The 26,275-nt window shown below is 65.1% G+C and carries 20 protein-coding genes and 1 pseudogene; 10 read left to right on the top strand and 11 right to left on the bottom strand.

Annotated features, from left to right (window positions below):
• Nucleotides 1–159: 159 nt before the first annotated feature.
• The 3 genes from IM816_RS01005 to IM816_RS01015 are packed head-to-tail and all read left to right on the top strand — an operon-like array spanning nucleotide 160 to nucleotide 4,368.
• Nucleotides 160–3,189, top strand: a complete 3,030-nt coding sequence (locus tag IM816_RS01005; protein WP_250339424.1) for a TonB-dependent receptor — start codon at nucleotides 160–162, stop codon at nucleotides 3,187–3,189.
• Nucleotides 3,190–3,196: 7 nt separating this feature from the next.
• A complete protein-coding gene (locus IM816_RS01010; RefSeq protein ID WP_250339425.1) occupies nucleotides 3,197–3,472 on the top strand; it encodes a hypothetical protein in 276 nt (91 codons plus the stop codon).
• Nucleotides 3,473–3,507: 35 nt separating this feature from the next.
• Complete coding sequence (locus IM816_RS01015; protein ID WP_250339426.1) at nucleotides 3,508–4,368, top strand: DUF1481 domain-containing protein; 861 nt, start codon at nucleotides 3,508–3,510, stop codon at nucleotides 4,366–4,368.
• 70 nt (nucleotides 4,369–4,438) lie between these two features.
• Here the strand turns inward: IM816_RS01015 and IM816_RS01020 are convergent, their stop codons facing one another.
• Entirely contained in the window at nucleotides 4,439–4,888 is a 450-nt protein-coding gene (locus tag IM816_RS01020; protein ID WP_250339427.1) for a hypothetical protein, read from the bottom strand.
• 194 nt (nucleotides 4,889–5,082) lie between these two features.
• Here IM816_RS01020 and IM816_RS01025 point away from each other — a divergent pair.
• Nucleotides 5,083–6,451, top strand: a pseudogene (locus IM816_RS01025) (IS3 family transposase).
• Nucleotides 6,452–6,520: 69 nt separating this feature from the next.
• Here IM816_RS01025 and IM816_RS01030 read toward each other — a convergent pair.
• The 5 genes from IM816_RS01030 to pepN form a co-directional block, all read right to left on the bottom strand.
• Nucleotides 6,521–8,317, bottom strand: a complete 1,797-nt coding sequence (locus IM816_RS01030) for an autotransporter outer membrane beta-barrel domain-containing protein (protein ID WP_250339428.1) — start codon at nucleotides 8,315–8,317, stop codon at nucleotides 6,521–6,523.
• 222 nt (nucleotides 8,318–8,539) lie between these two features.
• Nucleotides 8,540–10,873 carry a Tex family protein gene (locus tag IM816_RS01035; protein WP_250339429.1) on the bottom strand — a complete coding sequence of 778 codons (2,334 nt, stop codon included), beginning with the start codon at nucleotides 10,871–10,873 and terminating at the stop codon, nucleotides 8,540–8,542.
• A 98-nt stretch (nucleotides 10,874–10,971) separates the two neighbouring features.
• Nucleotides 10,972–11,718: an RDD family protein gene (locus tag IM816_RS01040; RefSeq protein WP_250339430.1), complete on the bottom strand. Its 747-nt coding sequence runs from the start codon at nucleotides 11,716–11,718 to the stop codon at nucleotides 10,972–10,974.
• Nucleotides 11,719–11,802: 84 nt separating this feature from the next.
• Nucleotides 11,803–13,677 (bottom strand): tRNA uridine-5-carboxymethylaminomethyl(34) synthesis enzyme MnmG, encoded by a 1,875-nt coding sequence (mnmG, locus tag IM816_RS01045; protein WP_250339431.1) that lies wholly within the window; start codon nucleotides 13,675–13,677, stop codon nucleotides 11,803–11,805.
• A gap of 491 nt (nucleotides 13,678–14,168) precedes the next feature.
• Nucleotides 14,169–16,820, bottom strand: a complete 2,652-nt coding sequence (gene pepN, locus IM816_RS01050) for an aminopeptidase N (RefSeq protein ID WP_250339432.1) — start codon at nucleotides 16,818–16,820, stop codon at nucleotides 14,169–14,171.
• 68 nt (nucleotides 16,821–16,888) lie between these two features.
• Between pepN and IM816_RS01055 the strand changes: the two genes are divergently transcribed.
• The 4 genes from IM816_RS01055 (at nucleotide 16,889) to IM816_RS01070 (ending at nucleotide 20,503) form a co-directional block, all read left to right on the top strand.
• Nucleotides 16,889–17,893, top strand: a complete 1,005-nt coding sequence (locus IM816_RS01055; protein WP_250339433.1) for an aldose 1-epimerase — start codon at nucleotides 16,889–16,891, stop codon at nucleotides 17,891–17,893.
• Nucleotides 17,890–18,834 carry a pyridoxal-phosphate dependent enzyme gene (locus tag IM816_RS01060; RefSeq protein WP_250339434.1) on the top strand — a complete coding sequence of 315 codons (945 nt, stop codon included), beginning with the start codon at nucleotides 17,890–17,892 and terminating at the stop codon, nucleotides 18,832–18,834. The genes IM816_RS01055 and IM816_RS01060 overlap by 4 nt, the downstream gene beginning before the upstream one ends.
• A gap of 210 nt (nucleotides 18,835–19,044) precedes the next feature.
• Nucleotides 19,045–19,593: a DNA-3-methyladenine glycosylase I gene (locus IM816_RS01065; RefSeq protein ID WP_250339435.1), complete on the top strand. Its 549-nt coding sequence runs from the start codon at nucleotides 19,045–19,047 to the stop codon at nucleotides 19,591–19,593.
• A gap of 46 nt (nucleotides 19,594–19,639) precedes the next feature.
• The gene (locus IM816_RS01070; RefSeq protein WP_250339436.1) at nucleotides 19,640–20,503 is read left to right on the top strand and encodes a DUF72 domain-containing protein; all 864 of its coding nucleotides are present in this window, start codon (nucleotides 19,640–19,642) and stop codon (nucleotides 20,501–20,503) included.
• A gap of 3 nt (nucleotides 20,504–20,506) precedes the next feature.
• Here IM816_RS01070 and bioC read toward each other — a convergent pair whose 3' ends face one another.
• From bioC to bioB, 5 genes are read right to left on the bottom strand one after another with little or no spacing between them, the layout of a single operon-like run.
• Nucleotides 20,507–21,394 (bottom strand): malonyl-ACP O-methyltransferase BioC, encoded by an 888-nt coding sequence (bioC, locus tag IM816_RS01075; RefSeq protein WP_250339437.1) that lies wholly within the window; start codon nucleotides 21,392–21,394, stop codon nucleotides 20,507–20,509.
• Nucleotides 21,391–22,119 carry a pimeloyl-ACP methyl ester esterase BioH gene (bioH, locus tag IM816_RS01080; protein ID WP_250340665.1) on the bottom strand — a complete coding sequence of 243 codons (729 nt, stop codon included), beginning with the start codon at nucleotides 22,117–22,119 and terminating at the stop codon, nucleotides 21,391–21,393. The genes bioC and bioH overlap by 4 nt, the downstream gene beginning before the upstream one ends.
• Nucleotides 22,120–22,160: 41 nt before the next feature.
• Nucleotides 22,161–22,898 carry a sulfurtransferase gene (locus IM816_RS01085; protein WP_250339438.1) on the bottom strand — a complete coding sequence of 246 codons (738 nt, stop codon included), beginning with the start codon at nucleotides 22,896–22,898 and terminating at the stop codon, nucleotides 22,161–22,163.
• Nucleotides 22,899–22,926: 28 nt separating this feature from the next.
• Nucleotides 22,927–24,141, bottom strand: a complete 1,215-nt coding sequence (locus IM816_RS01090; protein ID WP_250339439.1) for an 8-amino-7-oxononanoate synthase — start codon at nucleotides 24,139–24,141, stop codon at nucleotides 22,927–22,929.
• The gene (gene bioB / locus IM816_RS01095) at nucleotides 24,138–25,142 is read right to left on the bottom strand and encodes a biotin synthase BioB (protein ID WP_250339440.1); all 1,005 of its coding nucleotides are present in this window, start codon (nucleotides 25,140–25,142) and stop codon (nucleotides 24,138–24,140) included. The genes IM816_RS01090 and bioB overlap by 4 nt, the downstream gene beginning before the upstream one ends.
• A 142-nt stretch (nucleotides 25,143–25,284) precedes the next feature.
• Between bioB and IM816_RS01100 the strand changes: the two genes are divergently transcribed.
• On the top strand, nucleotides 25,285–25,488 hold the full coding sequence (locus IM816_RS01100; protein WP_250339441.1) for a hypothetical protein: 204 nt from the start codon (nucleotides 25,285–25,287) through the stop codon (nucleotides 25,486–25,488).
• A gap of 14 nt (nucleotides 25,489–25,502) precedes the next feature.
• Nucleotides 25,503–26,270, top strand: a complete 768-nt coding sequence (locus IM816_RS01105; protein ID WP_250339442.1) for a ComF family protein — start codon at nucleotides 25,503–25,505, stop codon at nucleotides 26,268–26,270.
• Nucleotides 26,271–26,275 lie beyond the last annotated feature (5 nt).

Genomic DNA, 26,275 nt, shown 5'->3' on the forward strand with positions numbered 1-26,275 from the left:
TTGTCGGGAGCAGGTCCAGGGGATGGCGTACCACTCGAGGAGGGACGGTACGCAGGGAATATCCTCAAGAACGTGCGCCGAGAAGCTGTTTTTTTCCGGCCTTGGCTGGGTTTTGCTCGTTTTCAGGCCCGGTGAGGGCCGATCTGGGGAGATTTGCAAATGAGTTCTCGCAGCATCCGGCAGGCATCCGTCCTGCGTCGTTCTTCGCTCGCCCTTGCGCTGGCCATTGGCTTGGGCGGCTCTGGACTGGCTGTCGCGCAGTCCACCGTCGGCGCGATTTTCGGTAGCGCTACTCCGGGCCAGACCGTCACCGCGACCAGCGCGTCGGGCGTCACCCGCACGGTTACTGTCGACCAGTCCGGTCGATACACCATCAGCTCGCTGCCGGTGGGCAACTACACCGTGTCGCTGTCCTCGGGCGGTTCGACCGTGTCAACGCGTGACAACGTTGGCATCCGCGTCGGTTCGGGTACTGAAGTGTCGTTCAACAACCCGACGAATGCGGGCGCGGCACAGGACCTGTCGGGAGTTACCGTCTCGGCGAACACGCTTCCGTCCATCGACGTCACCGGTGTGGATTCGCGCACGGTGATCACCGCGCAGCAGCTGCAGAAGCTCCCGCTGGCGCGTAGCGCTGACGCCATCGCGCAGCTCGCGCCCGGCGTCGTCGCGGGCAGCTCTGACTTCACCAGCCAGGCAACGGGCCGTCCGTTGTCGTCGTTCGGCGGTGCGGGCGTCTCCGAGAACGCCTACTACATCAACGGCATGAACGTCACCGACCCGCTGAATGGCCTGGGTGGTATCGAGCTGCCATACGGCTCCATTGAACAGCAGGAAGTGCTGACCGGCGGTTATGGCGCAGCCTACGGCCGTTCCGACGGCGGTGTGATCAACCAGATCGGTAAGCGCGGCACGAACGAGTGGCACTTCGGCGCGCAGATCCTCTACACCCCGGAGTGGGCTCGCGGCACGCCGCGCAGCACGTACTACGGTGACGGTTATCCCGGTGGTGAACTGAATGGTACGCTCTACCAGCGGCGCCACGACGACAAGGGCTGGGAAGCGGTCGAGAGCGCATACGTGGGCGGTCCGCTGATCAAGGACAAGCTCTTCATGTTCGCGTCGGTCGAAGCCGACAGGACCCAGGACAAGTACACCGGCCTCAATTCCAGCGCCGCACAGCAGACCAAGCGGACCTACAAGGATCCGAAGTGGTACGCCAAACTCGACTGGAACATCACGGACAACCACATCCTCGAGCTTACCGCTGCCTCGACCAAGCACGAGTACAACGGCTCGAACTACGAATACAACTACGACGACTTCACTCGCGGCGATTATCTCGGTCAGGACGTTCCGACCAAGACTTCGGCCAAGATGTGGATCGCGAAGTACACCGGCTACATCACCGACGACTTCACCGTGTCGGCGCAGTTCGGTAAGCAGATCACGAATATCTATCAGGAGAACGTGAACAACTTCCCTGATCTGATCCCGATCCTCGGTTCGACCAACCAGAACCCGGCCTACACCGGCGGTGCGCCGATCACCAACGCGAACAAGGTCATTCAGTACACCGATCCGTCCCATCAGACGCGTGGTGCCAACTACCGCATCGATCTGACCTACAAGCTCGGTGATCACACGATCACGGCGGGTATCGATAATCAGCGTACGCAGGATCTGAACGACAGCACGCTGATGGCGCCCAACGCCGGCTACGCCTGGCAGTATGGTCGCCAGAACAACCCGGCCAGCGAGATCGCCGACGGTGAAGTGGATGCGCCCATCAATTATCCGGGCGGCCAGAACGGTTACTTTGTCGACAAGTACGTTCAGTACACCAGCGCTTCGACCCGCGTCGAGCAGCGTGCCCAGTACATCGAAGATTCCTGGCAGGTTTCCGACCGCTGGCTGGTGAAGATCGGTCTGCGCAACGACCAGTTCACCAACTACAACCCGGATGGTGATGCGTACATCACGCAGACGCGTCCGCAGTGGGCGCCGCGCCTCGGCTTCAGCTGGGACGTCTTCGGCGATTCCAGCTTCAAGGTCTACGGTAATGCCGGTCGTTACTACCTCGCGCTGCCGACCAGCGTTGCGCTCCGTGGTGCTTCGGGCTCCTACTACACCAAGGAGTACTACACCTACACGGGCATCGATGCGAATGGTTACCCGACCGGTCTGACGCCGATCAACACCTATCAGGGTGCGGGCGTGCCTTACTCGGCTAACCGTGAATACGGTCAGCAGCCGGATCCGAAGACGGTGACGGCCAAGAACCTGAAAGCGCAGAACCAGGACGAGTACATCCTCGGCTTCGACAAGGTCCTCAACGACCAGTTGAACTGGGGTATGAAGGCGACGTATCGCAAGCTCAATCGCATCATCGACGATGTCTGCGATACCGACGTGCTCGAGGGCCAGGCTATTGCCCAGGGCGCCGACGTTTCCGGCCTTCGCGGCTGCTACTTCTTCAACCCGGGTAACGCGGCGACGTTCCAGCTTCCGAACGGCACGGGCGGCTACCAGCAGGTGCACATCACGAACGCCGATTTCGGCTTCCCGCAGCCGAAGCGTAAGTACTACGCCCTGGACACGTACCTCGAGCATCCGTTCGACGGCAAGCTGTGGGGCCGTATCACCTACACCTTCTCGAAGAGCTACGGCAATTCGGAAGGCCAGGTGAAGTCCGACATCGGTCAGCAGGACATCGCGGCGACGCAGGACTGGGACTACCCGTCGATCATGGAATACGGCTCTGGCCGACTCCCGAACGACCATCGCCATCAGATCAAGGCCTACGGAAGCTGGCAGATCACTCCGGAGTGGAACGTGGGTGGCATTCTGCAGATGGCCTCCGGCTCGCCGAACTCGTGCGAAGGTCTGTACGGTCCCAACCAGACCGTTCCGGCGTACAACGGCAACTACTACCACTGGTGCGGTGGTGTACCGTCGCCGTACGGCTCAAAGGGAACGACTGACTGGACCCACATCCTGTCGCTCAATGCCGAGTACCGCCCGTCGTTCGCGGACCACAAGCTCGCGTTCAATGTGAACGTGTACAACGTCCTCAACGAGCAGAAGGCCACCCGACTGAATCCGGATTACTCGGACGGCAACTATAAGACGCCGCTGTCGTGGGAAACCCCGCGCTACGTTCGCTTCGGCATTACCTACGACTTCTGATCCATCGATGTCGCAGGCCAGCGCCACGCCCCTCGGGGCGTGGTCGCCGGAAAACGAAAAACGCCACCTTCGGGTGGCGTTTTTCGTAGGCGGAGGAAAAACATCTCGCAAGATCAAGCAATTGCGCCTTTCCGGCAAATCTGACTGTCAGCTTGCCGACCGCATCGCGAAACCCGATTCCTGTCAGATTCGTCACTTGACTTTTCCAGAGGCGCATTTGCCGGTATGCTCCGACGTTCCCCCCGGAAGCCTTGTGCGCCATGCGCGCGCGTATCTTCCGTGACCCACCAACATTCCGTTCTGTAACGAGGTTCGACCATGCGCAGGATTTTCTTGTCGCTCGCATCCGTGGCCGCATTGGCCCTCGCCGGTTGCAGCGGCGGCTCCGACAACAACGCTCAGCCCGCCGCCGCAGGCAGCAGCCCGGGTAGCAGCGACAACGCGGCACCGGCCAATGCCGTCACCGGCACGGTCACTCTCCGCGACGCCGGAGCGCAGCTCAGCCCGGATGCCAAGCTCGACCTGAAGCTGGTGGATGTCTCGGCCGAGGGTTCGCAACCGCTGGCCAGCAAGACCATTGCGCCGGTCACCATGCCGCAGTCGTTCCAGCTCGACTTCAATGCGTCGGACGTCAATCCGAACGACATGTACATCATCGAGGTGTCGCTGCAGGACGGCGAGCGCCACTACTCGTCGCCGCTCAAGACCCCTGTACTGACCAAGGGCGCCAAGAACGTCGCCAACATCCAGCTCGTCGGTGAAGCCACCCCGGGTGAGAAGGAACTGGCCGGCTACAACAGCGTCAAGAAGAACATCGGCGGCATGAAGGTCACCCAGGGCACCGCGCTGAAGGAAGGCGAGTCGCGCGGCTGGCAGATCTTCAAGAAGGGCAACGACGTCCAGTTCGTCATCGAACTGGTCGACTACGGCGACAAGGGTTTCACCTCGACCAACTACGCGTACCGCGACGGCAAGCCGTGGGTGATCGTGCAGGAGAAGAAGGCCAGCAAGGACGCCAAGCCGACCTCCATCGAGCGCGCGGGCTGGAACGATGCCGGCGAACTCGTGCTGAAGCAGAACGAAGCCGGCGGCAAGGTCGATACGCTTTCCGACGAGGACGCGAACAACCTGAAGAAGCAGGCCGAAGCGATGTACGTGAAGGCTGGCGGGAAGAAGTAAGCTCGCCTGTTCGCAGAAAAAGAACGCCGGCCTTGTGCCGGCGTTTTTTTTAACAGGTCTATACGGGGACCTAGTTCCATCCCGGAAGATAGCTACTTCCCCATGATGGAATTTCTGACGGGGCTGGAAGACTGCAATCTGGCCTGCGGGCGAACGGCCCACCGATATATGTCGCATCGAGACAGTAGTTGTTGACCGTCCTACCGGTGGCGCTATGGAAGTAAACGATGCTGGTATAGACGTTGTGTCCGACGGTGTTACAGAGGCCCGTGTCGGTGCACGAGACGATGGGATCGCCGCATCCAAACTCGAACTCTATGCGGTTCACGTTTGCCGGGTCGATGTTTCCGATGTGCTCTCGCACGTTATTGCAGTACAGATTCTGATTTCCGATGATGTTGTCGTTTGCATCGAAATAAATGATGGCGCGCGCGACTTCGGGCAGCGCGAAAGACACTCCGGGTATGGCTACGCAACAAACGAACAACGCTGCGGCGATCAGGTAGCGGATCCGATTCATACGCATATCCTCTTGGGCCTCAAATGAGGCCATGGAAGAATACAAGTCGCTCGGTCTGACGCCCGCTGCTCACGCAACGTCTTGCGATCGCCTACGCAGATTTCAGATTTTCCCTACACGTTTTCGGAAAAAAAGACGCCGGCGTGAACTGACCCCCGGAAATTGGACACCGTCCAAATCCCGGGGGTTTTTCATTGGCGAAGTACGACAAGAAATTCAAGCAGGCGGTGGTGAAGCGGATCCTGGAAGAGGGCATGGGAGCAAAGCGGCTCGCTGCCGAGTGCGGGCTTCACCACGCGATGATCGACCGATGGGTGGCCAGTTACCGCATTCACGGCGAGGCCGGCCTGGCGCCCAAGTACGGTGTCTACGATGCCGCTTTCCGTCTAAAGGTGCTGCGCCGCAAGTGGCGCGAGGACCTTTCCTGCATTCAGGCGGCGGCGATCTTCAACATTCGCAGTCCGGCCAGCATCGGCAATTGGTAGCGCCAGTATCATGCGGGTGGCGTGGGTGCGTTGGCGCCCCGAGCCCGAGGACGTCCCAAGGCCATGGCCAAACCTACCCCGCCCCCCCTCCAAGCCGGCCGAGGCAGCCGTGCCCGATGAGGCGCGATCGCCCAAGGATCTGCTCCGTGAACTGGAATACCTGCGTGCGGAGAACGCTTATTAAAAAAAACTCGATGCCTTGATCCAGGCCAAGAAGGCAGCAGCACGGAAGAAGCGCAGCTAGTGGATGGATTGAGGCATCAGCGTCGGCTTGCCGACCTGCTTCAGGCGGCGGAGCTATCTCGCAGCACGTTCTATTACCACCGCCAAGTCCTACTCGCTCCGGACTCGAGCGCGGGCCTCAAAGATCGGGTCGGCCGTATCTTCGAACAGCACCGACGCCGTTATGGCTATCGCCGGATCACCGCCCAACTGCGCCAGGAAGGCGCGCACATCAATCACAAGGCAGTACAGCGGGTGATGCATATCCTTGGCCTGAAATCGCTGGTGCGCCCGAAGAAGTGCCGTTCTTATCGTGGCGGCGCTCATCCCGCCGCAGCCAAGCTCCTGCAACGCCGGTTCGCGGCCGAACGTCCCAATCAAGCCTGGGTCGCCGACGTCACCGAATTCAACGTTCGCGGCGAAAAGCTCTATCTGTCGCCGGTGATGGATCTCTACAACGGTGAAATCGTGGCCTTCAAGACCGCATCCCGGCCCACCTTCGATCTGGTGGGTGGCATGCTGCGCAAGGCCTCGACCAACTGACCAAGGGCGAGCGCCCCCTGGTTCATTCCGATCAAGGATGGCAATACCAGCAGCCGCCTATCGTCGCTTGCTGGGCGAAAATCACCTCACCCAAAGCATGTCGCGCAAGGGCAACTGCCTCGACAACGCGGCCATGGAGAGTTTCTTCGGAACCCTCAAATCCGAGTTCTTCTACCTGACCCGGATCGATACTATCGAGCAGCTCAAGGACGGCATTCGCCGCTACATCCACTATTACAATCACGACCGCATCAAGCTGAAACTAAAAGGCCTGAGCCCGGTGAAATTCCGGACCCAGGCCTTCGGCGCCTAGCTTAGACCGTCCAACTTTAGGGGGTCAGTTCAGCGGGGCTGGCGTCTTTTTCTGCAGGCTAGTCGAGCCTTAAAATGCCATCTTCAAACCGAGATTCAGGCCATTGAAGCGCTGGGTGTCGTCGCCGAAGCGGCCGCTGTAGCTGACCCAGCCGCTCCAGGTCTGGTTGAAGTCGGCGCTGAGGCCGAGATCCGCCGTGACCCAGGTCTTGTCTGGCGTGAAGCCCTGCACGCTGAACTCCCCGGACATGTTGGTCAGGCCCGCCGTGATGTAGCGAGCATCGGCGCGACCGTCGTGGTTGTACGCGACTTCGGCGAACGGACGCAGCAGCGTGTTGCCCGACTGCCAGGTGCCCTGCAGGCGCCAGCCGGCGGTTTCGATGCGGGCGTTGCGCGTCTGACGGTCGAAGCGCATGGCGGTGCTGGTGTTGCTGCGCTCGGTGTAGCCGAACACGCGCAGCTGCTCCCATTCCACCGACGCGAACGGACCGGTCTTCAGGGAGTCGCTGCCGAACCACCAGCCGCCGCTCAGGCCAGCGCCCACGTGCGAGCCGTCGGTCTTACCGGTTTCGGTACGGCGGGCGGCGCCGAGGTCGATGCGACGGTCGATGTCGGTGAAGCTCAGCTGGCCGAAGCTGGCGTAGCCGCCGAAGTAGCCGCCGCCGTTGTGATAGAAGGCGTAGCCCGAGCCGGCGATGTCCTGCATCTTGTAGCCGCCACCGCCCTGGAAGTCCGCCTTGGACTGCGCGACGCCAGCAGCAACGCCGACCGACACGTGGTCGCTGACCTTGGCATCCGCGCCGACCGTCAGGTTGACGTTGTCGCTGTCGGTCTTGGGCGAGGTGTCGGTGGTCTTGAACTTCTGCTGGCCGTAATCGACCGCCGCGAAGAAGCGCGAGTCGGCACCGAAGTTGTCGGCCATCATCTGGTTGCGCAGCGTACGCACGTGCGCGGCGTTGGACGCGAGACCTGCTTCACCCAGCAGCGAGATCTGCTGCGGCGCGCGGATGATCGAGATCGCGTACTGGCCGAGCAGCGCATGTGCCGCGTTGGTCGGGTGGATGCCGTCAGCGAACAGGTAAGTGTTGGCGGCATTCGGATCGCGCAGCGTGGCCGGCGAGCAGGTGATCGAGCTGACCGTGGTGCATGCCGGCGTCGTGACGTTGGTGAAGCCGTAGGTGCTCGGGCTCGCGATCACTTCGTTGAGCAGTGCGTAGGTGTCGATCGGCACGATGCCGCGGTTGGCCTGTGCGAGGCCACCCGAGAGGATGCCGTTGTAGATCTGGGTCAGCTGGGTGATGCCAGCGGATGCGGCGGCACCCTGCGAGAGCGCAGCAGGCGTCTTGCCGACGTCCGGCAGGTTGAAGACGACGATGGTCTTCGCGCCTGCGGCCTGCAGCGCCTTGATCTGCGCTACTTCGTTCTGCGCGGCGGTCGCGACGACAACCTGCGCGGTTGCCGGGTTGCTGGTGGCGGCGAGCAGATCGTTGGCGCCGATCCACATCGTGTACAGCGCATTCGGGTTGGCCTTGCCGCCGTTCGCGGTCAGGTACTGCTGAATCTGCGTCGACGTGGCCGGGACCGGGTTCGCAATGGCCGCGCGTGCGCCACCGAACGCGTAGTCGGTGCCGCCCTGGAGCGATGGCGTCAGCGTCAGGTTGAAGTACTTTGCGATGTTCTCGACCGCGACGGTGCCGGGGTTGGTGGTGAAGCGGGAGACGACCGGCGAGCCGGTCAACAGGGCAACGTTGCCGTTGTCGCTGAGGCTGTCGCCAAAGGAGACGACCTGCTGATATCCGTCGGCGTGCGCCCCGGCACTGAAGAGAAGGGCGGCGCCGATGGCACCGGCAAGATGACGAATACGCATGTGGATCACTCCGTGTGTGGGGCGTTAGAGAAACGTTACGTTAATGGAAGCCATACGCAAGCGCATGCTGCGCCGCGAAATGGAAAAGGGAAGTAGCCCCTGAGCGGGTCGTGCTGAAAGGCCCAAGGGCCGTAAAATCTTGCGCCTTAGGCCCTGGGCCGTTGGGTCGCAAGGCGATGTCGCGCTCGCCCGCCGCAGCAGTAGCTGCGACGGGCGTCTGAGTTATTTCTTCAAGGCGCGGGAGAACGCGTCGGCAAAGGCGCTGTTGGCAGGGGCGGCCGCAGGCTTGGGAGGCGGCGTTCCGCGTCCGCCACCCGGGCCACCGCGGCGGTTGCCGCCCGACGGCGCGTCGTCGCGAGCGGCGGGGCGTCCACCCCGGGCCTCGCCTGGTACGTCGTCCAGCCGCATGCTGAGGGCGATGCGCTTGCGCGGCAGGTCGACCTCCATGACCTTGACCTTCACGATGTCGCCGGCCTTTACCGCATCGCGCGGATCCTTGACGAAGGTGTGCGACAGCGCGGAAACGTGGACGAGACCGTCCTGGTGCACGCCGATGTCGACGAAGGCGCCGAACGCGGCCACGTTCGTGACGCGACCTTCCAGCACCATGCCCACCTTGAGATCCTTCAGATCCTCCACGCCCTCGGCGAAGCTCGGTGCCACGAACTCGGGACGTGGGTCGCGGCCGGGCTTCTCCAGTTCCTTGAGAATGTCGCGGATGGTCGGCACGCCGAAGGTGTCGTCGGTGAAATCCTCGGGCTTGAGGCTGCGCAGGAACGAGGTGTCACCGATGACCTGCTTCACCTCGCGGCCGCACTGCTTGAGGATGCGCTCCACGACCGGGTAAGCCTCGGGATGCACCGAACTTGCATCGAGCGGATTGCTGCCACCGGTGATGCGCAGGAAGCCGGCGCACTGCTCGAACGCTTTATCGCCGAGGCGCGGCACCTTGAGCAGATCCTTGCGGCTCGGGAACGGCCCGTTCGCGTCGCGATGCTTCACCACGTTCTCGGCCACGCTCGACGATAGGCCCGCAACGCGTGCGAGCAACGGCGCAGAGGCCGTGTTCACGTCCACGCCAACGGCGTTCACGCAGTCTTCCACGCGGGCATCGAGCGCACGCGCGAGCTTCACCTGGTTCACGTCGTGCTGGTACTGGCCGACACCGATGGCCTTCGGTTCGATCTTCACCAGCTCCGCGAGCGGATCCTGCAGGCGGCGCGCGATCGACACGGCGCCGCGGATCGATACGTCGAGGTCGGGAAATTCACGGGACGCGAGTTCAGAGGCGGAATAGACCGAGGCGCCGGCCTCGCTCACCACAACCTTGGACAGGCCGAGGTCAGGATGCTTGCGCATCACTTCGCCTGCCAGCTTGTCGGTCTCGCGGGACGCGGTGCCGTTGCCGATTGCGATGAGATTCACACCGTGCTGCTTCGACAACTGGGCGATGCGCGCGAGCGACTGATCCCACTGATTGCGGGGCTCGTGCGGATAAATGGTGTCGTGCGCCAGCAGCTTGCCCGTGGCATCCACGATGGCGAGCTTGCAGCCGGTGCGGATGCCGGGGTCGAGGCCCATGACGGTCTTCGCACCGGCGGGGGCGGCGAGGAGAAGATCCTTGAGGTTTTCGCCGAACACGCGGATGGCTTCGTCTTCCGCGCCTTCGCGCACGCGGCCGAACAGATCGAGCGTCAGGTGCAGATGCAGCTTCACGCGCCAGGTGAGGCGCACGGTCTCGCGCAGCCAGGCGTCGGCAGGGCGACCGCGATCGACGATGCCCGCCCGCGCCGCCACCCGACCTTCGCCTTCGGCGTGGCCCTGGTCGGCATCCACGCCCGGATTGAGGTCGATCTCGATCACGCCTTCGTTGCGTGCGCGCATCAGCGCGAGCAGGCGATGCGAGGGAATCTTGGACACCGCTTCCATGTGGTCGAAGTAATCGCGGAACTTCGCGCCTTCGTTCTCCTTGCCGGGAACGACAGTGGCGCGGATCTGGCCTTTCTCCCAAAGCCAGTCGCGCAGCTCGCCCACGAGTGCGGCGTCTTCGGCGATGGTTTCCATGAGGATGGCGCGCGCGCCGTCGAGTGCGGCGCGGGTGTCGGCGATGCCTTTCTCCGCATCGACGAAGCTTGCGGCAAAGGTCTCCGGATCCAGCGTCGGATCGTCGCGCAGGCCCAAGGCGAGCGGCTCGAGGCCTGCTTCACGTGCGATCTGCGCCTTGGTGCGGCGCTTCGGCTTGTAGGGGAGATAGAGGTCTTCCAGGCGCGCCTTGGTATCGGCGGTGAGGATGTCCGCGCGCAGCGCGTCGGTCATCTTGCCTTGCTCGGCGATGCTATCCAGGATGGCCGTGCGGCGGTCTTCCAGCTCGCGCAGGTAGCGCAGGCGCTCTTCGAGCAGGCGCAACTGGATGTCGTCGAGGCCGCCGGTCACTTCCTTGCGGTAGCGCGCGATGAACGGCACGGTGGCGCCGCCGTCGAGCAGCTCGACCGCCGCGCGCACCTGTTCGGGCTTGGCGGCGATGTCCTGGGCAATACGTTGTTCGATGCTCTGCATGTCGTTCCTGTGCGTTGCTCGCCGGCCGAACGTCGGGCCGGGCCGCCGATGATAGCAAGCACAGGGAAGGCCCCGGCCGGATCGGCCGGGGCGGTGGGTCAGGCGTCGAAGCTGCCGCCCGTACGGCCGCGTGGCGCGGGCGACGCGACCTTGTCGGCGCGGCCGACAAGCACGTAGGTGCTGGCGAGGAGGTCATGCACACCCTGCTTGCGCTGGGTGAAGGCGGCGACGACGTAGAAGACCATCGGCACCAGCAACGTGAAAGCGTTGAGCAGACGGACCGCATTACGCCCTGCGGCGCGGCCCACGCTGATGCGACGGCCCTCGGTGTCGGTCACGCGGATGCCCACGGCCATCTTGCCCGGAGTGGCCTGCCACTTCGAGCTTTCAAAGAAGGCGTAGTAGACGAAGCCGATGACCAGCAGCACATAGGTGATGGGCTGCGCGGTGGCGGCATACGCCGTAATGGCTGCCGTCTGGTCTTTTTCCATCTCGGCGAACAGCCGGGTCATCGCCGCGCCCAGCCCCATGCTCAGGCTGATGGCGGTGAAGGGCACCATGAGGATGAGGTAATCGATCACCCAGGCGCCGAAGCGCAGCCAGAAGCCGGCGTACTCCGGCTCAGCGGTCTCGTGAACGCCCATGAAGGGCGGTGGCGGTGGGGGTACGGCGCCTGATGCGGGGCGCTCGTCGGGGAACAGCTCACCGAGAGGCCGCCAGTCGGTCATCCCCTCGTACCAGCCGAGTTCCTCTGGACGACAGGTGCCGTCGCGCAGCCACTGCCGGACTTCGTCTTCCCCATAGGGGCCGAAGCGCTCGCCGTTGCGTCCGATCCAGACTTGCATGGTGTTCCTTCCGCTCGCTTGCTCGATGTCGGAATGATGCCAGATGGGTCGTCGGCGCGCCGACTGCTGGATGGCAGGGTGTCGTCAGGCGGCGCGGCGCTTCAGATGGACGAGCAGGAGCGAGATGGCCGCGGGCGTGACGCCACTGATGCGCGAGGCCTGCCCGATGGTGGCGGGCAGCGCGCGCTTCAGCTTGAGCAGGACTTCGGCCGAGAGGCCGCGCACGCGGTCGTAGTCGAAGCCTTCGGGAATGGACGTGGATTCGTGACGTCGCTGGCGCTCGATGTCTTCGCGCTGGCGCTCGAGGTAACCGGCGTACTTGGCCTGCACCTCGACCTGCATGGCGACTTCGGCGTCCTCAACGGCAGGGCCGAGCTCCGGGACCGTGGTGAGCGTGGCGTAATCCATTTCCGGCCGGCGGAGCAGATCCAGCGCGTGCGTCTCGCGGCTGACGGCGAGGCCCAGCGAGCGCTCGATGGCGGCGCCCAGCGCATTGTTCGGTGCCGCCCAGAGGGCGCGCAGCCGGGCGCTCTCGCGTTCGGCGGCATCGCGCTTGCCCTCGAGTCGACGGAAGCGCGCATCGGACACCACGCCCAGCGCGTGGCCCTGGGGTGTGAGCCGCAGATCGGCGTTGTCCTCGCGCAGGTGCAGGCGGTACTCCGCGCGCGAGGTGAACATGCGGTAGGGCTCGATCGTGCCGTTGGTGGTCAGGTCGTCGATCAGCACGCCGATGTAGGCCTCGTCGCGACGCGGGTACCACGGCGCGTCGCCGCGTACGGCCAGTGCCGCGTTCAGCCCCGCGATCAGGCCCTGCGCCCCGGCTTCTTCGTAGCCGGTGGTGCCGTTGATCTGCCCGGCGAAATACAGGCCGGGGATGCCCTTGGTTTCCAGCCACGGATGCAGGCCACGCGGATCGAAATAGTCGTACTCGATGGCATAGCCGGGCCGGGTGATGTGCGCGCGCTCGAAGCCCGGAATGGAACGGACCAGCGCGTACTGCACGTCGAACGGCAGCGAGGTGGAAATGCCGTTCGGATAGATCTCGAAGGTATCGAGGCCTTCCGGTTCCACGAAGATCTGGTGCGAGGTCTTCTCGGCGAAGCGCACCACCTTGTCCTCGATCGACGGGCAGTAGCGCGGGCCCACGCCTTCGATCTGCCCGCTGTAGAGCGGCGAGCGGTCGAGCGACGCGCGGATGAGCTCGTGCGTCGCCTCGGTGGTGTGGGTGATCCAGCAACTGACCTGCCGGGGGTGATCGGCCGGCGAGCCCATGAACGAGAAGTGCGGCATCGGGTCGTCGCCCGGCTGCTCGTCGAGTACCGAGAAGTCGATGCTGCGGCTGTCGATGCGTGGCGGCGTGCCGGTCTTGAGTCGATCGGCGGCGACGGGCAACTCGCGCAACCTTGCGGCAAGCGTCGTGGCCGGCGGATCGCCTGCCCGGCCGCCCGCGTATTGGGCCTGTCCGATGTGGATCTTGCCCGCCAGGAAGGTGCCCGCCGTCAGCACGACGCAGCGTGCGCGGAAGTCCAGGCCCATCTGGGTACGTACGCCCGCAACACGGCCGCCGTCGAGAAGGAGATCGTCCACGGCCTGCTGGAACAACACGAGATTGGGCTGGGTTTCGACCAGGTGCCGAATGGCGGCCTTGTAGAGCGCACGATCCGCCTGGCAGCGCGTGGCGCGCACGGCAGGCCCCTTGGACGCATTGAGCGTGCGCCACTGGATACCGGCGCGATCCGCGGCCAGCCCCATCGCGCCGCCCAGCGCGTCGATTTCCTTGACCAGATGTCCCTTGCCGATGCCGCCGATGGCCGGGTTGCAGCTCATCTGACCGATGGTTTCGATGTTGTGGCTGAGCAGCAGGGTGCGCGCGCCGGCCCGCGCGGAGGCGAGCGCCGCTTCGGTCCCGGCGTGGCCGCCACCGACCACGATCACATCGTAGGTTTCGTCATGCAGCATGGGAGGGCGTGGGTAGCGGAATCGGGATCGATATTTTACGCGCTATGCGGCGTCGCGGCGGACCGCGTCTTCCCGTCTTCGGACGGGGTGCTGGCACGTCTTGTGCTTTTCACTACTCGCACTTCCTCCGGGCAGACGCAGCGCGATCATCCGCGCGCCGAGGCCGAACGCAGGGGTTTGGCCGAGTGCCGAAGGAAGGAAGCGGGGTGGGCAGGGATGCCTCATCCGGTTCGAAGAATGAGATCTGGCGCCCGGCGGTCTCAGGAACAGGGGGAATCCAGGATGACCGTGTTGCCGGGCGCCAGAAACCGAGTGACTGGCACAAAGAGCCGCGGCTATGGCCGCGGCTTTTCTTTGTTGAAGGTCACACTACACTTTTCCACTGAACCGTGTGTGACTTTTGCGTCAAGAAAGTGCTCTGTTTCGGCATTTGGTGACGCAGTACGTCAGTTTCTTACCTTCCGTGAGACCCTGCGTGACGCAGCGCACGATCAGCCAAGGGCGACGCGCCCGAGGATGTCGGTCAGGTCGCGCGACAAGTCCTTGCGAGCGGCAAGCTCCGCGACCACGGCATGGGCGGCCTCACGCCGCGTCGGCTCAAGCCGCTTCCAGCCGTTGAACGCCGTCGCCACTCGCGCCGCCACCTGCGGATTCAGGCCGTCCACGGCCACAAGCCGGTCCGCGAGCCACCGATAGGCCGCGCCGTCGGCGCGATGGAATCCCGTGGGATTCGAGCGGGCGAACGTTCCCACCAGCGACTGCACGCGGTTCGGATTCTTGAGCATGAAGCTGGGGTCGCCTTCCAGCGCCTGCACCCGGGCCAGCGCGTCGGCACCCGGAAGCTGCGCCTGCATCGCGAACCACTTGTCGAGCGCCAGCGCGTTCCCCTCGTAGCGGCGACGGAAATGCGCGATCGGTGCGATGGCCTGCTCCGGTGCCACGGTGGCGAGCGTGGCCAAGGCGGCCAGCCGGTCCGTCATGCCCGGCGCTTGTTCGTACTGAGCGAGTGCGAACGTGGTCGCAAGCGGCGCATCGATCAAGGCAAGCAGATCGAGCACGCGGCGCTTCAACTGACGACGCGCCTGGCTGGTGGCGTCCATCGCCGCACTGGTGGACGCACGGAGTGCCTCGTAGCGGACCCGCAAAGGGGCCGCCCCCACGCGCAGGGCCAACGCCAGCAGCATCGCCTGGCGCGCGGCGCGGATACGGTCCGGGTCGCGCTCGGCCTGTCGTTCGACCAGCTCGATTTCCCCGGGCGGGGTCAGCAGTTCGGCGAGCAGCGCATCGTCCAGCGACGCGTCGGCAAACAGTTCCGCGAGCGCTCCGGTCCAGGCGAGCAGCGCCGGGCCGTCGGCCCGGGCATCGCGGCAGTCGTCGTAGGCGAGGCCGGCCAACTGCTGGCCGGCCTCCCACCGATTGAAGCCATCTGGATCGTGGCGAAGCAGAATCGCCAGATCCTCTGGCTGGTAATCGCATTCGAGAATGACCGGCGCAGAGAACCCGCGCAGCAGCGACGGCACGGGTGCGGCGTCGATATCTTCGAAGACGTAGTGTTGTTCGGCCGTGTCGAGCACGACAGTGCGTTCGGTGCCTTCCGCGCGGGCCTCGTCTTCGAGGCGCAATGGGAGCGCACGGCCGGAGCGGTCGAACAGCGACAGCCGCACCGGAATCGGCAGGGCCTGTTTGGTCGGTTGGCCTGCCGTGGCCGGCGTGCGCTGGCGCAGTGTCAGACGGTATTGCCGCTGCGCTGGGTCGAAACGCCCTTCAGCCGTGAGTCGCGGGGTGCCCGCCTGTCCGTACCAGGCCAGATAAGACGACAGGTCGATGTCGTTGGCATCGCCGAGCGCCTCGATGAAATCTTCGATGGTGGCGGCCTGTCCATCGTGACGATCGAAGTACAGGTCCATGCCACGGCGGAAGCCTTCGGTCCCGAGCCTGCCGGCCAGCATGCGCACCAGTTCGGAGCCCTTTTCGTAGACCGTGGCCGTATAGAAGTTGTTGATCTCGCTGTACTGCGACGGGCGTACGGGATGCGAAAGCGGACCCGCGTCCTCCGGAAACTGGGCGCGCCGAAGCAGTGCGACGTCCTCGATCCGCTTGAGCGGTGCCGAGTTCATGTCAGCCGAGAAGCTCTGTTCGCGGAAGACGGTGAGGCCTTCCTTCAAGCTGAGCTGGAACCAGTCGCGACAGGTGACGCGGTTGCCGCTCCAGTTGTGAAAGTATTCGTGGGCGACCACGGCCTCCACGTGACGGTACTCGTCGTCGGTGCTGGAATCCGGGTCGGCGAGCAGGTACTTCGCGTTGAAGATATTGAGACCCTTGTTCTCCATCGCGCCCATGTTGAAGTCATGCGTGGCGACGACATGGAAAACGTCGAGGTCGTAATTGCGACCGTAGGTGCGCTCGTCCCACTGCATCGACCGCACCAGCGAATCCATCGCATAGTCGCAGCGATCGATGACGTCGGCTTCCGCCCATACATGCAGTGCGACGGCGCGACCATCGGCCGTGGTGTAGTCGCGGCTGATCCGCTCCAACCGGCCGGCCACGACAGCGAAGAGATAGCTGGCCTTCGGATGCGGATCGACGAACCGCGCCCAATGACGCCCATCGGGCAGTTCGCCGCTACCGTCGGGATTGCCGCCCGCGAGAAGGACGGGGAAGCGCTGGCGGTCCGCGCGCAACGTGACGGTGTAACGGGAGAGCACGTCCGGTCGATCCGGAAAGAACGTGATGTGGCGGAAGCCTTCGGCCTCGCACTGGGTCAGCAGGAAGCCGCTCTCGCGGCTGCCGGAAAGGTACAGGCCTTCGAGCGCCGTGTTCTCTGCGGGGCGAAGCGCCACTTTCGTGCGAAGGGTGCAGTGCTCGGCATCGACGGCGATTTCCAGCAGACCGTTGGCGAGGATGTACTCGCCTTCGACCAGGCGCCGGTCGTCGACCGAGAGTTCGAGCAGTTCCAGGCCCTCGCCATTCAGCCGTATCGGTTCGTCGCCAGCCGCTCGTACCATCTGCAGCGTGGCATCGACCTCCGTGCGGTCGATGCCCAGGTCGAAGACCAGCGCCACGTGCTCGACGGTCCAGGCTGGCGGTCGATAGTCATCGAGTCGGATGACGGTGGTGGGGGCGTCGGAACGGTCGCTCATGGCTGACGTCATTTGTCGAATACGGTGGGCAGGCTAACATGCGGCCGGATTCGTCAAAAGGAACTCCCATGTCCCGTTTCGCCGTGACGCGCGCCGCCCTGGGTGGCGAGGAACTGGTGGTGCTGGTGGACGCCGATGCCGATCGTGAAATCCGCATTGCGCGCCGCGGCGCCACGGTTCTTTCGATAATGACCTGCCCGCCTCAGGGCCGCCGCGATATCGCGGATGGCTTCCGCGACGAGAAGGAACTGGTCGGGCACAAAGGTTCGCGATTCGCGATCATGACGCCGTTCGCCAATCGCGTTAACGATTCGCGCTACACATTTGAAGCAACTTCTTACGATTTGCAGCCAGGTGTCGTCGGCGCGGATCGTGCGAGCCGCCACGGCTTCCTGCGTGGCGTGACCTTCGACGTGAAGCAGCAACACGCCGACGACGAAAAGGTCTCCGTCACGCTCGTCACCTCGGCGATCCGGCCCGAGGTCAACCCTGGCTATCCCTTTGCGCTCGACGTGTCGATCACCTTCACCCTCGACGACAACGGCCTGAGCCTGGAAGCGATCACGCGCAACGTCGGCGAGCGCAATGCGCCCACGTTCTTCGGCTGGCACCCGTACTTCCGCCTCTCGGACCATCCGATCGAAGGCTGGGAGCTTCAGGTGCCTGGCGACAAGATCATCGCGACCGACAAGGACTTCATTCCGCTGCCCGGCACACGTGCATGGCAGGCGTTGGACAAGGCGGACCGCGCACTCGATTTCCGCACGACGCGGCCGATCGGAGACACGCAGCTCAATCACACCTACGCCGATCTGCAACTCGATGCCGATGGCCGTGCACGCACGCACCTGCGCGATCCCAAGAGCGGTGCGGCGATCGCCGTGTGGCAGGAGCGCGGTGTGATGCTTGTCTTCACTGCCGACACGGCCGAACGCGATGCCCGTCGCTCTGTGGCGTTGGAGCCGATGGAATGCATGCCCGACGCGTTCAATCGCGACGACTGCACACCGCTCATCACGCTGGGCCCGGGCGAGGAGCGTCGTTTCGTGTGTGGTGTCGAGTTCGCTCGATGAATCTGCCCAGCTTCGCTGAGGTGCGCGATGCGGCGGCGCGGATCGCGCCGCATGCACTCGTAACGCCCGTCATGCGCAGCGATCGCATCGATGCATTGGTGGGTGCGCCCATCGTCTTCAAGTGCGAGAACCTGCAGCGCGGTGGTGCATTCAAGTATCGCGGTGCGACCAACGCCGTCTGGTCTCTCGCGGAAGACGAAGCGGCCCGCGGTGTCGTCACGCATTCGTCGGGCAACCACGGCAACGCGTTGGCGATGGCGGCACGCGCGCGCGGCGTCCCCGCGCACATCGTGGTTCCCGAGGGCGCGGTAAAAGCCAAGCTCGATGCGATCGTCGCTGCCGGTGCGACGGTGCATCGTTGCGAAGCCACGACGGCGGCGCGCGAAGCCAAGGCGGCAGAGGTGCAGGCGCAGACGGGAGCCGTGCTGGTTCACCCTTACGCCGACGCGCGTGTCATGGCCGGCCAGGGCACCGTGGTGCCGGAAATGCTTCGTCAGGCGCCGGGTCTCGATACCGTGCTGGTGCCTGTCGGTGGCGGTGGCCTCGCGTCGGGATGCGCCATTGCCGCGCACGGTATGGATCCGTCGATCGTCGTGTTGGCAGCAGAGCCCGAGGGCGCCGATGACGCGGCGCGATCGCTGGAAGCGGGCGCCCGAGTGGGGCCGTTCGCTCCGCACACGATATGCGATGGGCTGCGCCCCCTGATGGGTGAGCCGAACTTCCATGCGCTGCGCGATCACAATGTTCGCGTGTTGCGCGTGAGCGACGCCGAGACGATTGCAGCCATGCGGTTGCTGTGGACCGAGTTGCGCCTCGTCGTCGAGGTTTCCAGCGCCACGGTGCTGGCGGCCGCGCTGCGTTACCCGCAGTATCTCGCCGGCCGTCGGATAGGCGCGGTACTGACCGGCGGCAACGTAGACATCGACGCACTGCCCTGGTGACCCGACCCATTGGCGCGGCGTCGATGACGGTTCGTGCCGTTTGTGGGCTACACAAGCCCACATGATGACGGTGGCGCCCAATGCGATGACGGCGTCATGCGTGCCGCGGGGCCCGTCCATACGTACGTTCGACTAGGCCGCCAGCGGACATCCTCGCGAAAGACGCGGCGATATTCTCGCCGCTCTTTCCGGGCAATTCGTGAGGTGGCAATGCGTTGCGCATGGGCCGAACACAGCGATATCGAGCGCGTTTACCACGACACCGAGTGGGGGGTTCCCGTCTACGAGGATCATCTGATCTTTGAGCGGTTTTCCCTACGTGCCGTACAGGCCGGGCTTGCCTGGCGCACGGTACTCGTCAAGCGCGAATCGTTCGCCCGCGCCTTCCATGGTTTCGACATCGCACGTGTCGCCGCCATGGGTGACGACGAACTGGCAGCGGTACTGGCCGATCGCGGTGTCATCCGCAATCGCCTCAAGATCAACGCCATACGCAACAACGCGCGTGCCGCGTTGCGCGTCATCGATGAGAGAGGCTCGTTATCCGCGTATCTGTGGGCATTCGTTGGTGGCACGCCGCAGGTCAACGCGCGGCGGGGCGACGAGCCGCTGCCCATGCGCAGCGATCTGTCCGATCAGTTGAGCGAGGCGCTGCAACAGCGTGGCTTCCGCTTTGCCGGCACGGCGATCTGTCAGTCGCTGCTGCAGTCGGCGGGCCTGGTCAACGATCACGCGGTAGATTGCTTCCGCTATCGATGACGCGGCGTTCACCCTGGCTGCACCCGTGGCGGGTTGCCATGACGGCATGGCTACCACACGAATCGGCATTTCGGGCTGGCGCTACGCTCCATGGCGCGGCGTGTTCTACCCCAAGGATCTCGTGCAACGAAACGAGTTGTCCTTCGCGTCGCGCCAGTTCCCCACGATCGAGCTGAACGGTTCTTTCTACTCGTTGCAGCGGCCGGAGAGCTATCGGTCCTGGTACGACGACACGCCACGTGGGTTCGTTTTCGCGGTCAAGGGGCCGCGTTTCATCACCCATACCTTGAGACTTCGCAACATCGAGAAGCCGATGGCGAATTTCTTCGCCTCGGGTGTGCTGGCGCTGCGCGAGAAACTCGGGCCCATCCTTTGGCAGTTTCCGCCCACACTTCGATTCGAGCCTGCGATCTTCGAGCACTTTCTGGCCTTGCTGCCGAAGACCACGCGGGCCGCGGCGGATATGGCACGTGGCTACGACTCGCACCTGAAGCGCGAGCCCTTTCTCGAGTTCGGGCGTAGCCATCGGTTGCGCCACGCTGTAGAAATCCGCCACGAGAGTTTCGTCGATCCTGCCTTCGTCACGCTGCTGCGCCGATACGGTGTTGCGTTTGTCGTCGCCGATACGGCAGGCAAGTTTCCGCGCTATTTCGACGTGACCGCGCCGTTCGTCTACGTTCGTCTGCACGGCGACAAGCATCTGTACACGAGTGGCTACGGCGACGAGGCGTTGGGCGAATGGGCGCGCCGTATTCGCGCATGGCGCAAGGGTGGGCAGGCGCAGGCGGATCCGCGCATCACTCGATCGCTCCCGCCCACGCGTGCATCGCGAGACGTGTACGTCTATTTCGACAACGATGCCAAGGTGAAGGCGCCAGGCGACGCGCTCACGCTCACCGCGATGGTCTAGCTGTTAGAACGGCGTCTTGCGACGCGATCCGCGCAGGTTCTCGATCGGGAAGCTCGCGATTTCGCCGCTGCCTTCGCGGCGCGACTGTCCTGCCGGCGGCCCCCAGGCATGGGCCGTCACGACTTCCCATGTGGAGGGAATCACGCCATCGGTGCGAAGCGACTCGTAGGCCTCCACCATGCGCTGGTAATGGCGCTTGCCGGTCAAGCCGCGAGGACGCTGCGCATCCGCGTTGTTGGCGCCCAGACCCTTGAGTTCGTCGAGCAGCGCGCGGGGCGTGGGGTAGGTCAGCGTATAGCGCTCGGCGAACAGGACCGGATCGCGCAGGCCCTGGGCAAGCATCGCGTCACCCACGTCGTGCATGTCGAGAAAACGTGCCACGTGCGCGTACTGGTCGGCTTCCGCCCACGAAGCACGCAACTCCTTCAACGTGTCCGGGCCGAAGGTGGAGAATGTGAGCAATCCGCCGGGCTTGAGCACGCGAGCGCACTCGGCGAACAGGCGAGGCAGATCCTCGCACCACTGGAAGCAGAGGTTGGAAAACAGCACGTCCACGCTGCGATCCGGTACCGGTAGCGTGTACGCGTCGCCAAGCACGCGACCGAACGGTTTCAGCCAGGACGCATGCTGCTTTGCCTGCTTCAACATCGGCAACGCGAGGTCGATAGCGACGACCTGGGCCTTGGGGTAGCGCTTCTTCAATGCCGCACTGCCTCGACCCGTCCCGGCGCCGACGTCGAGGACCACGTCGGGCACCTGCTCGTAGATGTCGAGCCGATCGATCAACGTGGCTTGCACTTCGCGTTGCAATGCGTCGTGTTTCTCGTAGGTGTCGGCGGCGCGCGCGAAGTTGCGGCGGACCTGACGGCGGTCGAAATGGAAATCGCTCATGGGTAGGCGTCGGTAAATTCGGTCAGGACATCCGCCACGGCGGCGGCATATCCGATGAAGGGGGCATGCCCGGCGTGGGCGATTTCCTCGAAGCGGCCACCTGCGGCGTCGGCGGACCAGCGCATGGCGTCGGGATGGACGATGCGGTCGCGGCGCCCTGCGATCCAGAGGCTGGGTGCATCGATGGCGGCGAGGCGGGGGCGCAGATCTTCGCTTTCCAGCAGGCGGATACCCTCCATGAGCACGCGCGGGTCGGGTTCGCCGCGCGAGAACGCCTCGTCCTTCAAGCGGCGCGCTTCGCCGCGCGGGTCGGGGCTGCCCATCGCTTCCAGGGCGATGAAGCGCTCGACGGTGGCGCGATAGTCCACTTCCAGATCGGTGGCCAACTGGCGCACCAGCGCCGGATCGTTGCCATGTGGCCAATCGTCCGCGCGCAGGAAGCGAGGCGTGGCACACATCGGGACCATGGCACGAACCGCCTCGGGTACATCCAGTGCGGCCGTCAGTGCCACCAGGCCGCCCATCGACCAACCAAGCCATACCGCCGGCGGCGTCACCGCGGCGATGGCGCGGGCGCAGGCGCCCGGCTCCAACGGCACGCGCGAGTCGCGCGAGTAGCCGTGCCCGGGCAGGTCGACGACGTACATCGTGTAGTGTGTCGTGAGCCGTTCGACCAGCGGCGCCAGGATGCCGCCATGCATGGCCCAGCCATGCACCATCACCATCGGCACCGGCCCGGTGCCATGGACTTCGACGTGGAGGTCGCTCACGGAGGCGAACTCGGCGCGAGCGACGGATCGACGGCGCCGCGCGCATCGAAGACGAAACAATCGCCGCGCCAGTGCGCACCGCCCACTTCCTCGAAGTACTTGAGGATGCCGCCTTCAAGCTGGAATACGTGCTCGATGCCCAGCTCGCGCATGTGGATGGCAGCCTTTTCGCAGCGGATGCCGCCGGTGCAGAACGACACCACCGTCTTGCCTTCGAAGCGTTCGCGATCCGCGGCGACGGCAGCGGGGAACTCCGTGAAGCTGGCGAGGCCGTACTCCACCGTGTTCTCGAACGTGCCGGCGCTGACCTCGTAGTCGTTGCGCGTATCCAGCAGGACGACCGGACGACCTTCGTCGTCGTGGCCCTGGTCGAGCCAGCGCCGCAGGTCGGTCGGCAGCACGTGTGGCGCGCGTCCTTCGGCGGGGCGAATGGCCGGCGCGCGCATGGTGATGATCTCTTTCTTCAGACGTACGCGCATGCGCGCGAAGGGCGGCGCATCGGACACGCTTTCCTTCGGCGTCAGGTCTGCGAAACGCGGGTCTTGGCGCAGCCAGTCGAGAAACTCGGCGATGGCGTCGCGCGGTGCGGCCAGGAACAGGTTGATGCCCTCCGGCGCGAGCAGGATCGTTCCCTTCAACGCCAGGGCCTCGCAGCGTTCGAGAATCCGGGCCCGCAGCCCGGCGAGATCGTCGAGACCGACGAACTTGTAGGCGGAAATATTGAGGATCGTCATGGGCGTAGCCGGGGTTCGCGACCGGTCATTATACGACCGCGCCCTCTGCCGGGCGGGGCAGCCTCGCCAGCGCGTCCAGCAGGGCGTCGATGTGCGCCGCGGTGTGGGCAGCGGACAACGTGATGCGCAGGCGCGATCCCTGCGGCGGCACGGTGGGCGGACGGATCGCCACGACGAGGAAACCAGCGGCTTCCAGAGCCCTCGCCGCGGCCACGGCGGTCACCGGGCTGCTCATCGGGAGGGGCTGGATGGCGGTGGCCGACGTGGTCAGGGGCAACCCAAGCTGCGCGGCGCCGACGCGAAATCGCGCGATGTTGGCCGCGAGGCGCTCCCGCCGGCCTTCGGGGTCGGTGCGCACGAGCCGCACGGCAGTCTGCGTCGCGGCGGCCAGCGCAGCGGGCATGGCCGTGGTGTACACGTGGGTGCGGGCGAACTGGACGATGCCCTCGATCCATCGCGCGTCCCCCGCGAGAAAGGCGCCCGCACATCCCACCGCCTTACCGAGTGTGCCCATCAGGATCGGCACGTCCCGGGTGCCGAGGCCCGCGGCCGCGACCGACCCGGCGCCACCCGGCCCCCTCACGCCCAGGCCATGGGCGTCATCGACGTAAAGCATGGCGCCGCGATGGCGGCATACCGCGGCGATATCGCGCAGTGGGGCCACGTCGCCGTCCATGCTGAAGACGCCGTCGGTGGCCACAAGCGCGGGAAGATCCGGTCGCGCGTCGAGTTGCCGGGCGGCGCCCGCGGCATCGGCATGCGGGTAACGACGCAGCTCCGCACCGGCAAGCATCGCCCCGTCGATGAGGCTCGCGTGATTGAGGCGATCCTGTACGCAGAGCGCCTTGTGGCGCGCGGGCGATGCGCCCGCCCCAAGCAGAGCCTGCAGTGCGCCGAGATTCGCCATCACCCCGGTGGAGAAAAGCAGGGCGCGCTCGCGTCCGGTCCAGTCGGCCAGCTCTTCTTCCAGCGCCGCGTGAGCGCCGCGGTGGCCGGACACGAGATGCGCGGCACCGCTACCGACGCCTTCCGTCGAGGCTGCACGTATGAGCGCGGACACGACATCCGGATGCGCTGCGAGACCCAGGTAATCGTTGCCGCAGAAATCGACGAGCACGCGATCGCCGACTCTGCGGCGCCCGTCGGGCAGCACGTCGCAGACGCGCGCCCGGCGCAGCAGACCCGCCTGCTCGCGTTCGCCGCGCGCGGCGTCCAGTCGCGCGAGCAGGTCCGGTCGCGTCACGCCGCTGCGTGCTCCACGATGTCTGCATGCACGGTGCCGGGTTCGAGGACGACTTCCAGCGGCTTCAGGCCGAGACGGGTGAACAGGCGGCGATCGTGTTCAACGTCCGGGTTGCCGGTGGTGAGCAGCTTTTCCCCGTAGAAGATCGAGTTGGCACCCGCGGCGAAGCACAGTGCCTGCAACGCGTCGTCCATGGTTTCGCGACCGGCCGAGAGCCGCACGACGGACGCCGGCATGAGGATGCGCGCGACGGCGATGCTACGCACGAACTCGAACGGGTCCAGCGCTTCGGTGCCGTCAAGCGGCGTGCCCGCGACCTGAACGAGGCGGTTGATCGGCACCGATTCCGGATGCTCCGGCAGGTTCGCCAGCGTCATCAGCAGGCCGGCGCGCTGCGCGCGCGACTCACCCATGCCCACGATGCCGCCGCAGCAGGTCTTGAGTCCCGCAGCGCGGACGTGATCCAGGGTGTCGAGACGATCCTGGAACTCACGCGTGTGAATGATCTCGCCGTAGTAGTCCGGAGAGGTATCGAGGTTGTGGTTGTAGAAGTCGAGGCCAGCCGCTTTCAGCGTGTCGGCCTGCGGTTGGGTCAGCATGCCCAGCGTGGCGCAGGTCTGCAGGCCCAGGCCTTTCACGGCGCTGACGATCTCGGCCACCTTCGCGACGTCCCGGTCCTTAGGAGAGCGCCACGCGGCACCCATGCAGAAACGGCTCGCGCCGGCCTCTTTTGCCGCCTGGGCTCGGGCGAGCACCGCCTCGACACTCATCAGCTTCTCGGCTTTCACGCCCGTGGCGTAGCGAGCTGCCTGCGGGCAGTAGGCGCAATCCTCGGGGCAGCCGCCGGTCTTGATCGAGAGCAAGGTCGAGACCTGGACCGCGTTCGGGTCGTGGTACTGCCGGTGCACGGTCTGGGCCTGGAAGAGCAGGTCGTTGAACGGCAAGGCGAAAAGGTGCTCGACCTCCTCGCGGGACCAGTCGTGGCGGATGGCTGCGGTCATGGGGGGTATCCCGGCGGGCGAAGACGCGGAGTGTGAAAACCCGCCGGGATGATGTCAACCTTAACAGCATGGCAAAGGTTGACGGTGGCCTGGTCGGCGCTGCCGTACGATGGTTCCGGGTTTCCACGAGGAGGGCGTGCGCATGAGCGAAGGTCAGGGCAGCAGCGGCAACGTGCTGGCAGCGATCTGCAGTTTCTTCATTCCGGGACTGGGCCAGCTCGTGCAGGGCCGTGTCTTCAAGGCGCTGATCATGTTCGTACTCGCCGCCGTGCTTTGGGTGATCTGGTTGGGCTGGATCATCCACCTGTGGTCCATCGTCGACGCGGCGATGTATCGGCGCGACTGACGGGCCATCGACGCATGGAAGCGTCTTTCTGGAAGCGATGGTTCGGTGCCGCCACGCGCTTCTTCCTGCCGGCGCGTTGCCTGGTGTGCGCCGGTGCGGGCGGTGACGACATCGCATTGTGCGACGGATGCCGCGCCGCGCTCTCGCGCAACCTGTCCTGTTGTGGACGCTGTGCACTTCCGCTGCCGATACCGACGCCGATCTGCGGCCAATGTCAGCGCGCACCGCGTCCATGGGCCGATGTGTGGGTACCTTTCTCGTATGCGTGGCCGCTCGACATGCTGGAGGCCCGCTTCAAGTTCGCGGGTCACCTCGCTGCCGGACGCGTGCTTTCCACGTGCTGGCTCGACGCCGGACCGCCGCCGTTGATGCCCGAGTTGATCGTGCCGGTGCCGTTGCATCCGAGCAGGCTGCGCAGTCGCGGGTACAACCAGGCGCTGGAACTGGCACGTCCGTTAGCGCGACGTTATGGCCTGCCGCTGGCGCACGACGCACTGCGTCGCACGCGCGGCACCGAAGCGCAGACGCTGCTCGATGCCGGCGCACGTGCACGCAACGTGCGTGGCGCCTTCGTTGTGCAACACGCGCCGGTGCAACGCCACGTCGCGCTGGTCGACGACGTGATGACCACTGGCGCCACGCTCGCCGAATGCACGCGCGCGCTGCACGCGGCAGGGGTCGAACGTGTGGACGTATGGGCGCTGGCGCGCACGCCACTACCGTTCGATCGGCCGACACCTCCAGCGGAACGCATCCCTGGAGATGCGCCCGCGCGTCGATGATGCGA

Source organism: Luteibacter flocculans (genome assembly GCF_023612255.1).
In the GTDB taxonomy this organism is placed as follows: domain Bacteria; phylum Pseudomonadota; class Gammaproteobacteria; order Xanthomonadales; family Rhodanobacteraceae; genus Luteibacter; species Luteibacter flocculans.

What these genes read in the sequence shown, in the direction of transcription:
- IM816_RS01005 (WP_250339424.1), top strand. Translation starts at nt 160, where the DNA reads ATGAGTTCTCGCAGCATCCGGCAGGCATCCGTCCTGCGTCGTTCTTCG.
- IM816_RS01010 (WP_250339425.1), top strand. Translation starts at nt 3,197, where the DNA reads ATGTCGCAGGCCAGCGCCACGCCCCTCGGGGCGTGGTCGCCGGAAAAC.
- IM816_RS01015 (WP_250339426.1), top strand. Translation starts at nt 3,508, where the DNA reads ATGCGCAGGATTTTCTTGTCGCTCGCATCCGTGGCCGCATTGGCCCTC.
- IM816_RS01020 (WP_250339427.1), bottom strand. Translation starts at nt 4,888, where the DNA reads ATGAATCGGATCCGCTACCTGATCGCCGCAGCGTTGTTCGTTTGTTGC.
- IM816_RS01030 (WP_250339428.1), bottom strand. Translation starts at nt 8,317, where the DNA reads ATGCGTATTCGTCATCTTGCCGGTGCCATCGGCGCCGCCCTTCTCTTC.
- IM816_RS01035 (WP_250339429.1), bottom strand. Translation starts at nt 10,873, where the DNA reads ATGCAGAGCATCGAACAACGTATTGCCCAGGACATCGCCGCCAAGCCC.
- IM816_RS01040 (WP_250339430.1), bottom strand. Translation starts at nt 11,718, where the DNA reads ATGCAAGTCTGGATCGGACGCAACGGCGAGCGCTTCGGCCCCTATGGG.
- mnmG (WP_250339431.1), bottom strand. Translation starts at nt 13,677, where the DNA reads ATGCTGCATGACGAAACCTACGATGTGATCGTGGTCGGTGGCGGCCAC.
- pepN (WP_250339432.1), bottom strand. Translation starts at nt 16,820, where the DNA reads ATGAGCGACCGTTCCGACGCCCCCACCACCGTCATCCGACTCGATGAC.
- IM816_RS01055 (WP_250339433.1), top strand. Translation starts at nt 16,889, where the DNA reads ATGTCCCGTTTCGCCGTGACGCGCGCCGCCCTGGGTGGCGAGGAACTG.
- IM816_RS01060 (WP_250339434.1), top strand. Translation starts at nt 17,890, where the DNA reads ATGAATCTGCCCAGCTTCGCTGAGGTGCGCGATGCGGCGGCGCGGATC.
- IM816_RS01065 (WP_250339435.1), top strand. Translation starts at nt 19,045, where the DNA reads ATGCGTTGCGCATGGGCCGAACACAGCGATATCGAGCGCGTTTACCAC.
- IM816_RS01070 (WP_250339436.1), top strand. Translation starts at nt 19,640, where the DNA reads ATGGCTACCACACGAATCGGCATTTCGGGCTGGCGCTACGCTCCATGG.
- bioC (WP_250339437.1), bottom strand. Translation starts at nt 21,394, where the DNA reads ATGAGCGATTTCCATTTCGACCGCCGTCAGGTCCGCCGCAACTTCGCG.
- bioH (WP_250340665.1), bottom strand. Translation starts at nt 22,119, where the DNA reads ATGGTGATGGTGCATGGCTGGGCCATGCATGGCGGCATCCTGGCGCCG.
- IM816_RS01085 (WP_250339438.1), bottom strand. Translation starts at nt 22,898, where the DNA reads ATGACGATCCTCAATATTTCCGCCTACAAGTTCGTCGGTCTCGACGAT.
- bioB (WP_250339440.1), bottom strand. Translation starts at nt 25,142, where the DNA reads ATGACCGCAGCCATCCGCCACGACTGGTCCCGCGAGGAGGTCGAGCAC.
- IM816_RS01100 (WP_250339441.1), top strand. Translation starts at nt 25,285, where the DNA reads ATGAGCGAAGGTCAGGGCAGCAGCGGCAACGTGCTGGCAGCGATCTGC.
- IM816_RS01105 (WP_250339442.1), top strand. Translation starts at nt 25,503, where the DNA reads ATGGAAGCGTCTTTCTGGAAGCGATGGTTCGGTGCCGCCACGCGCTTC.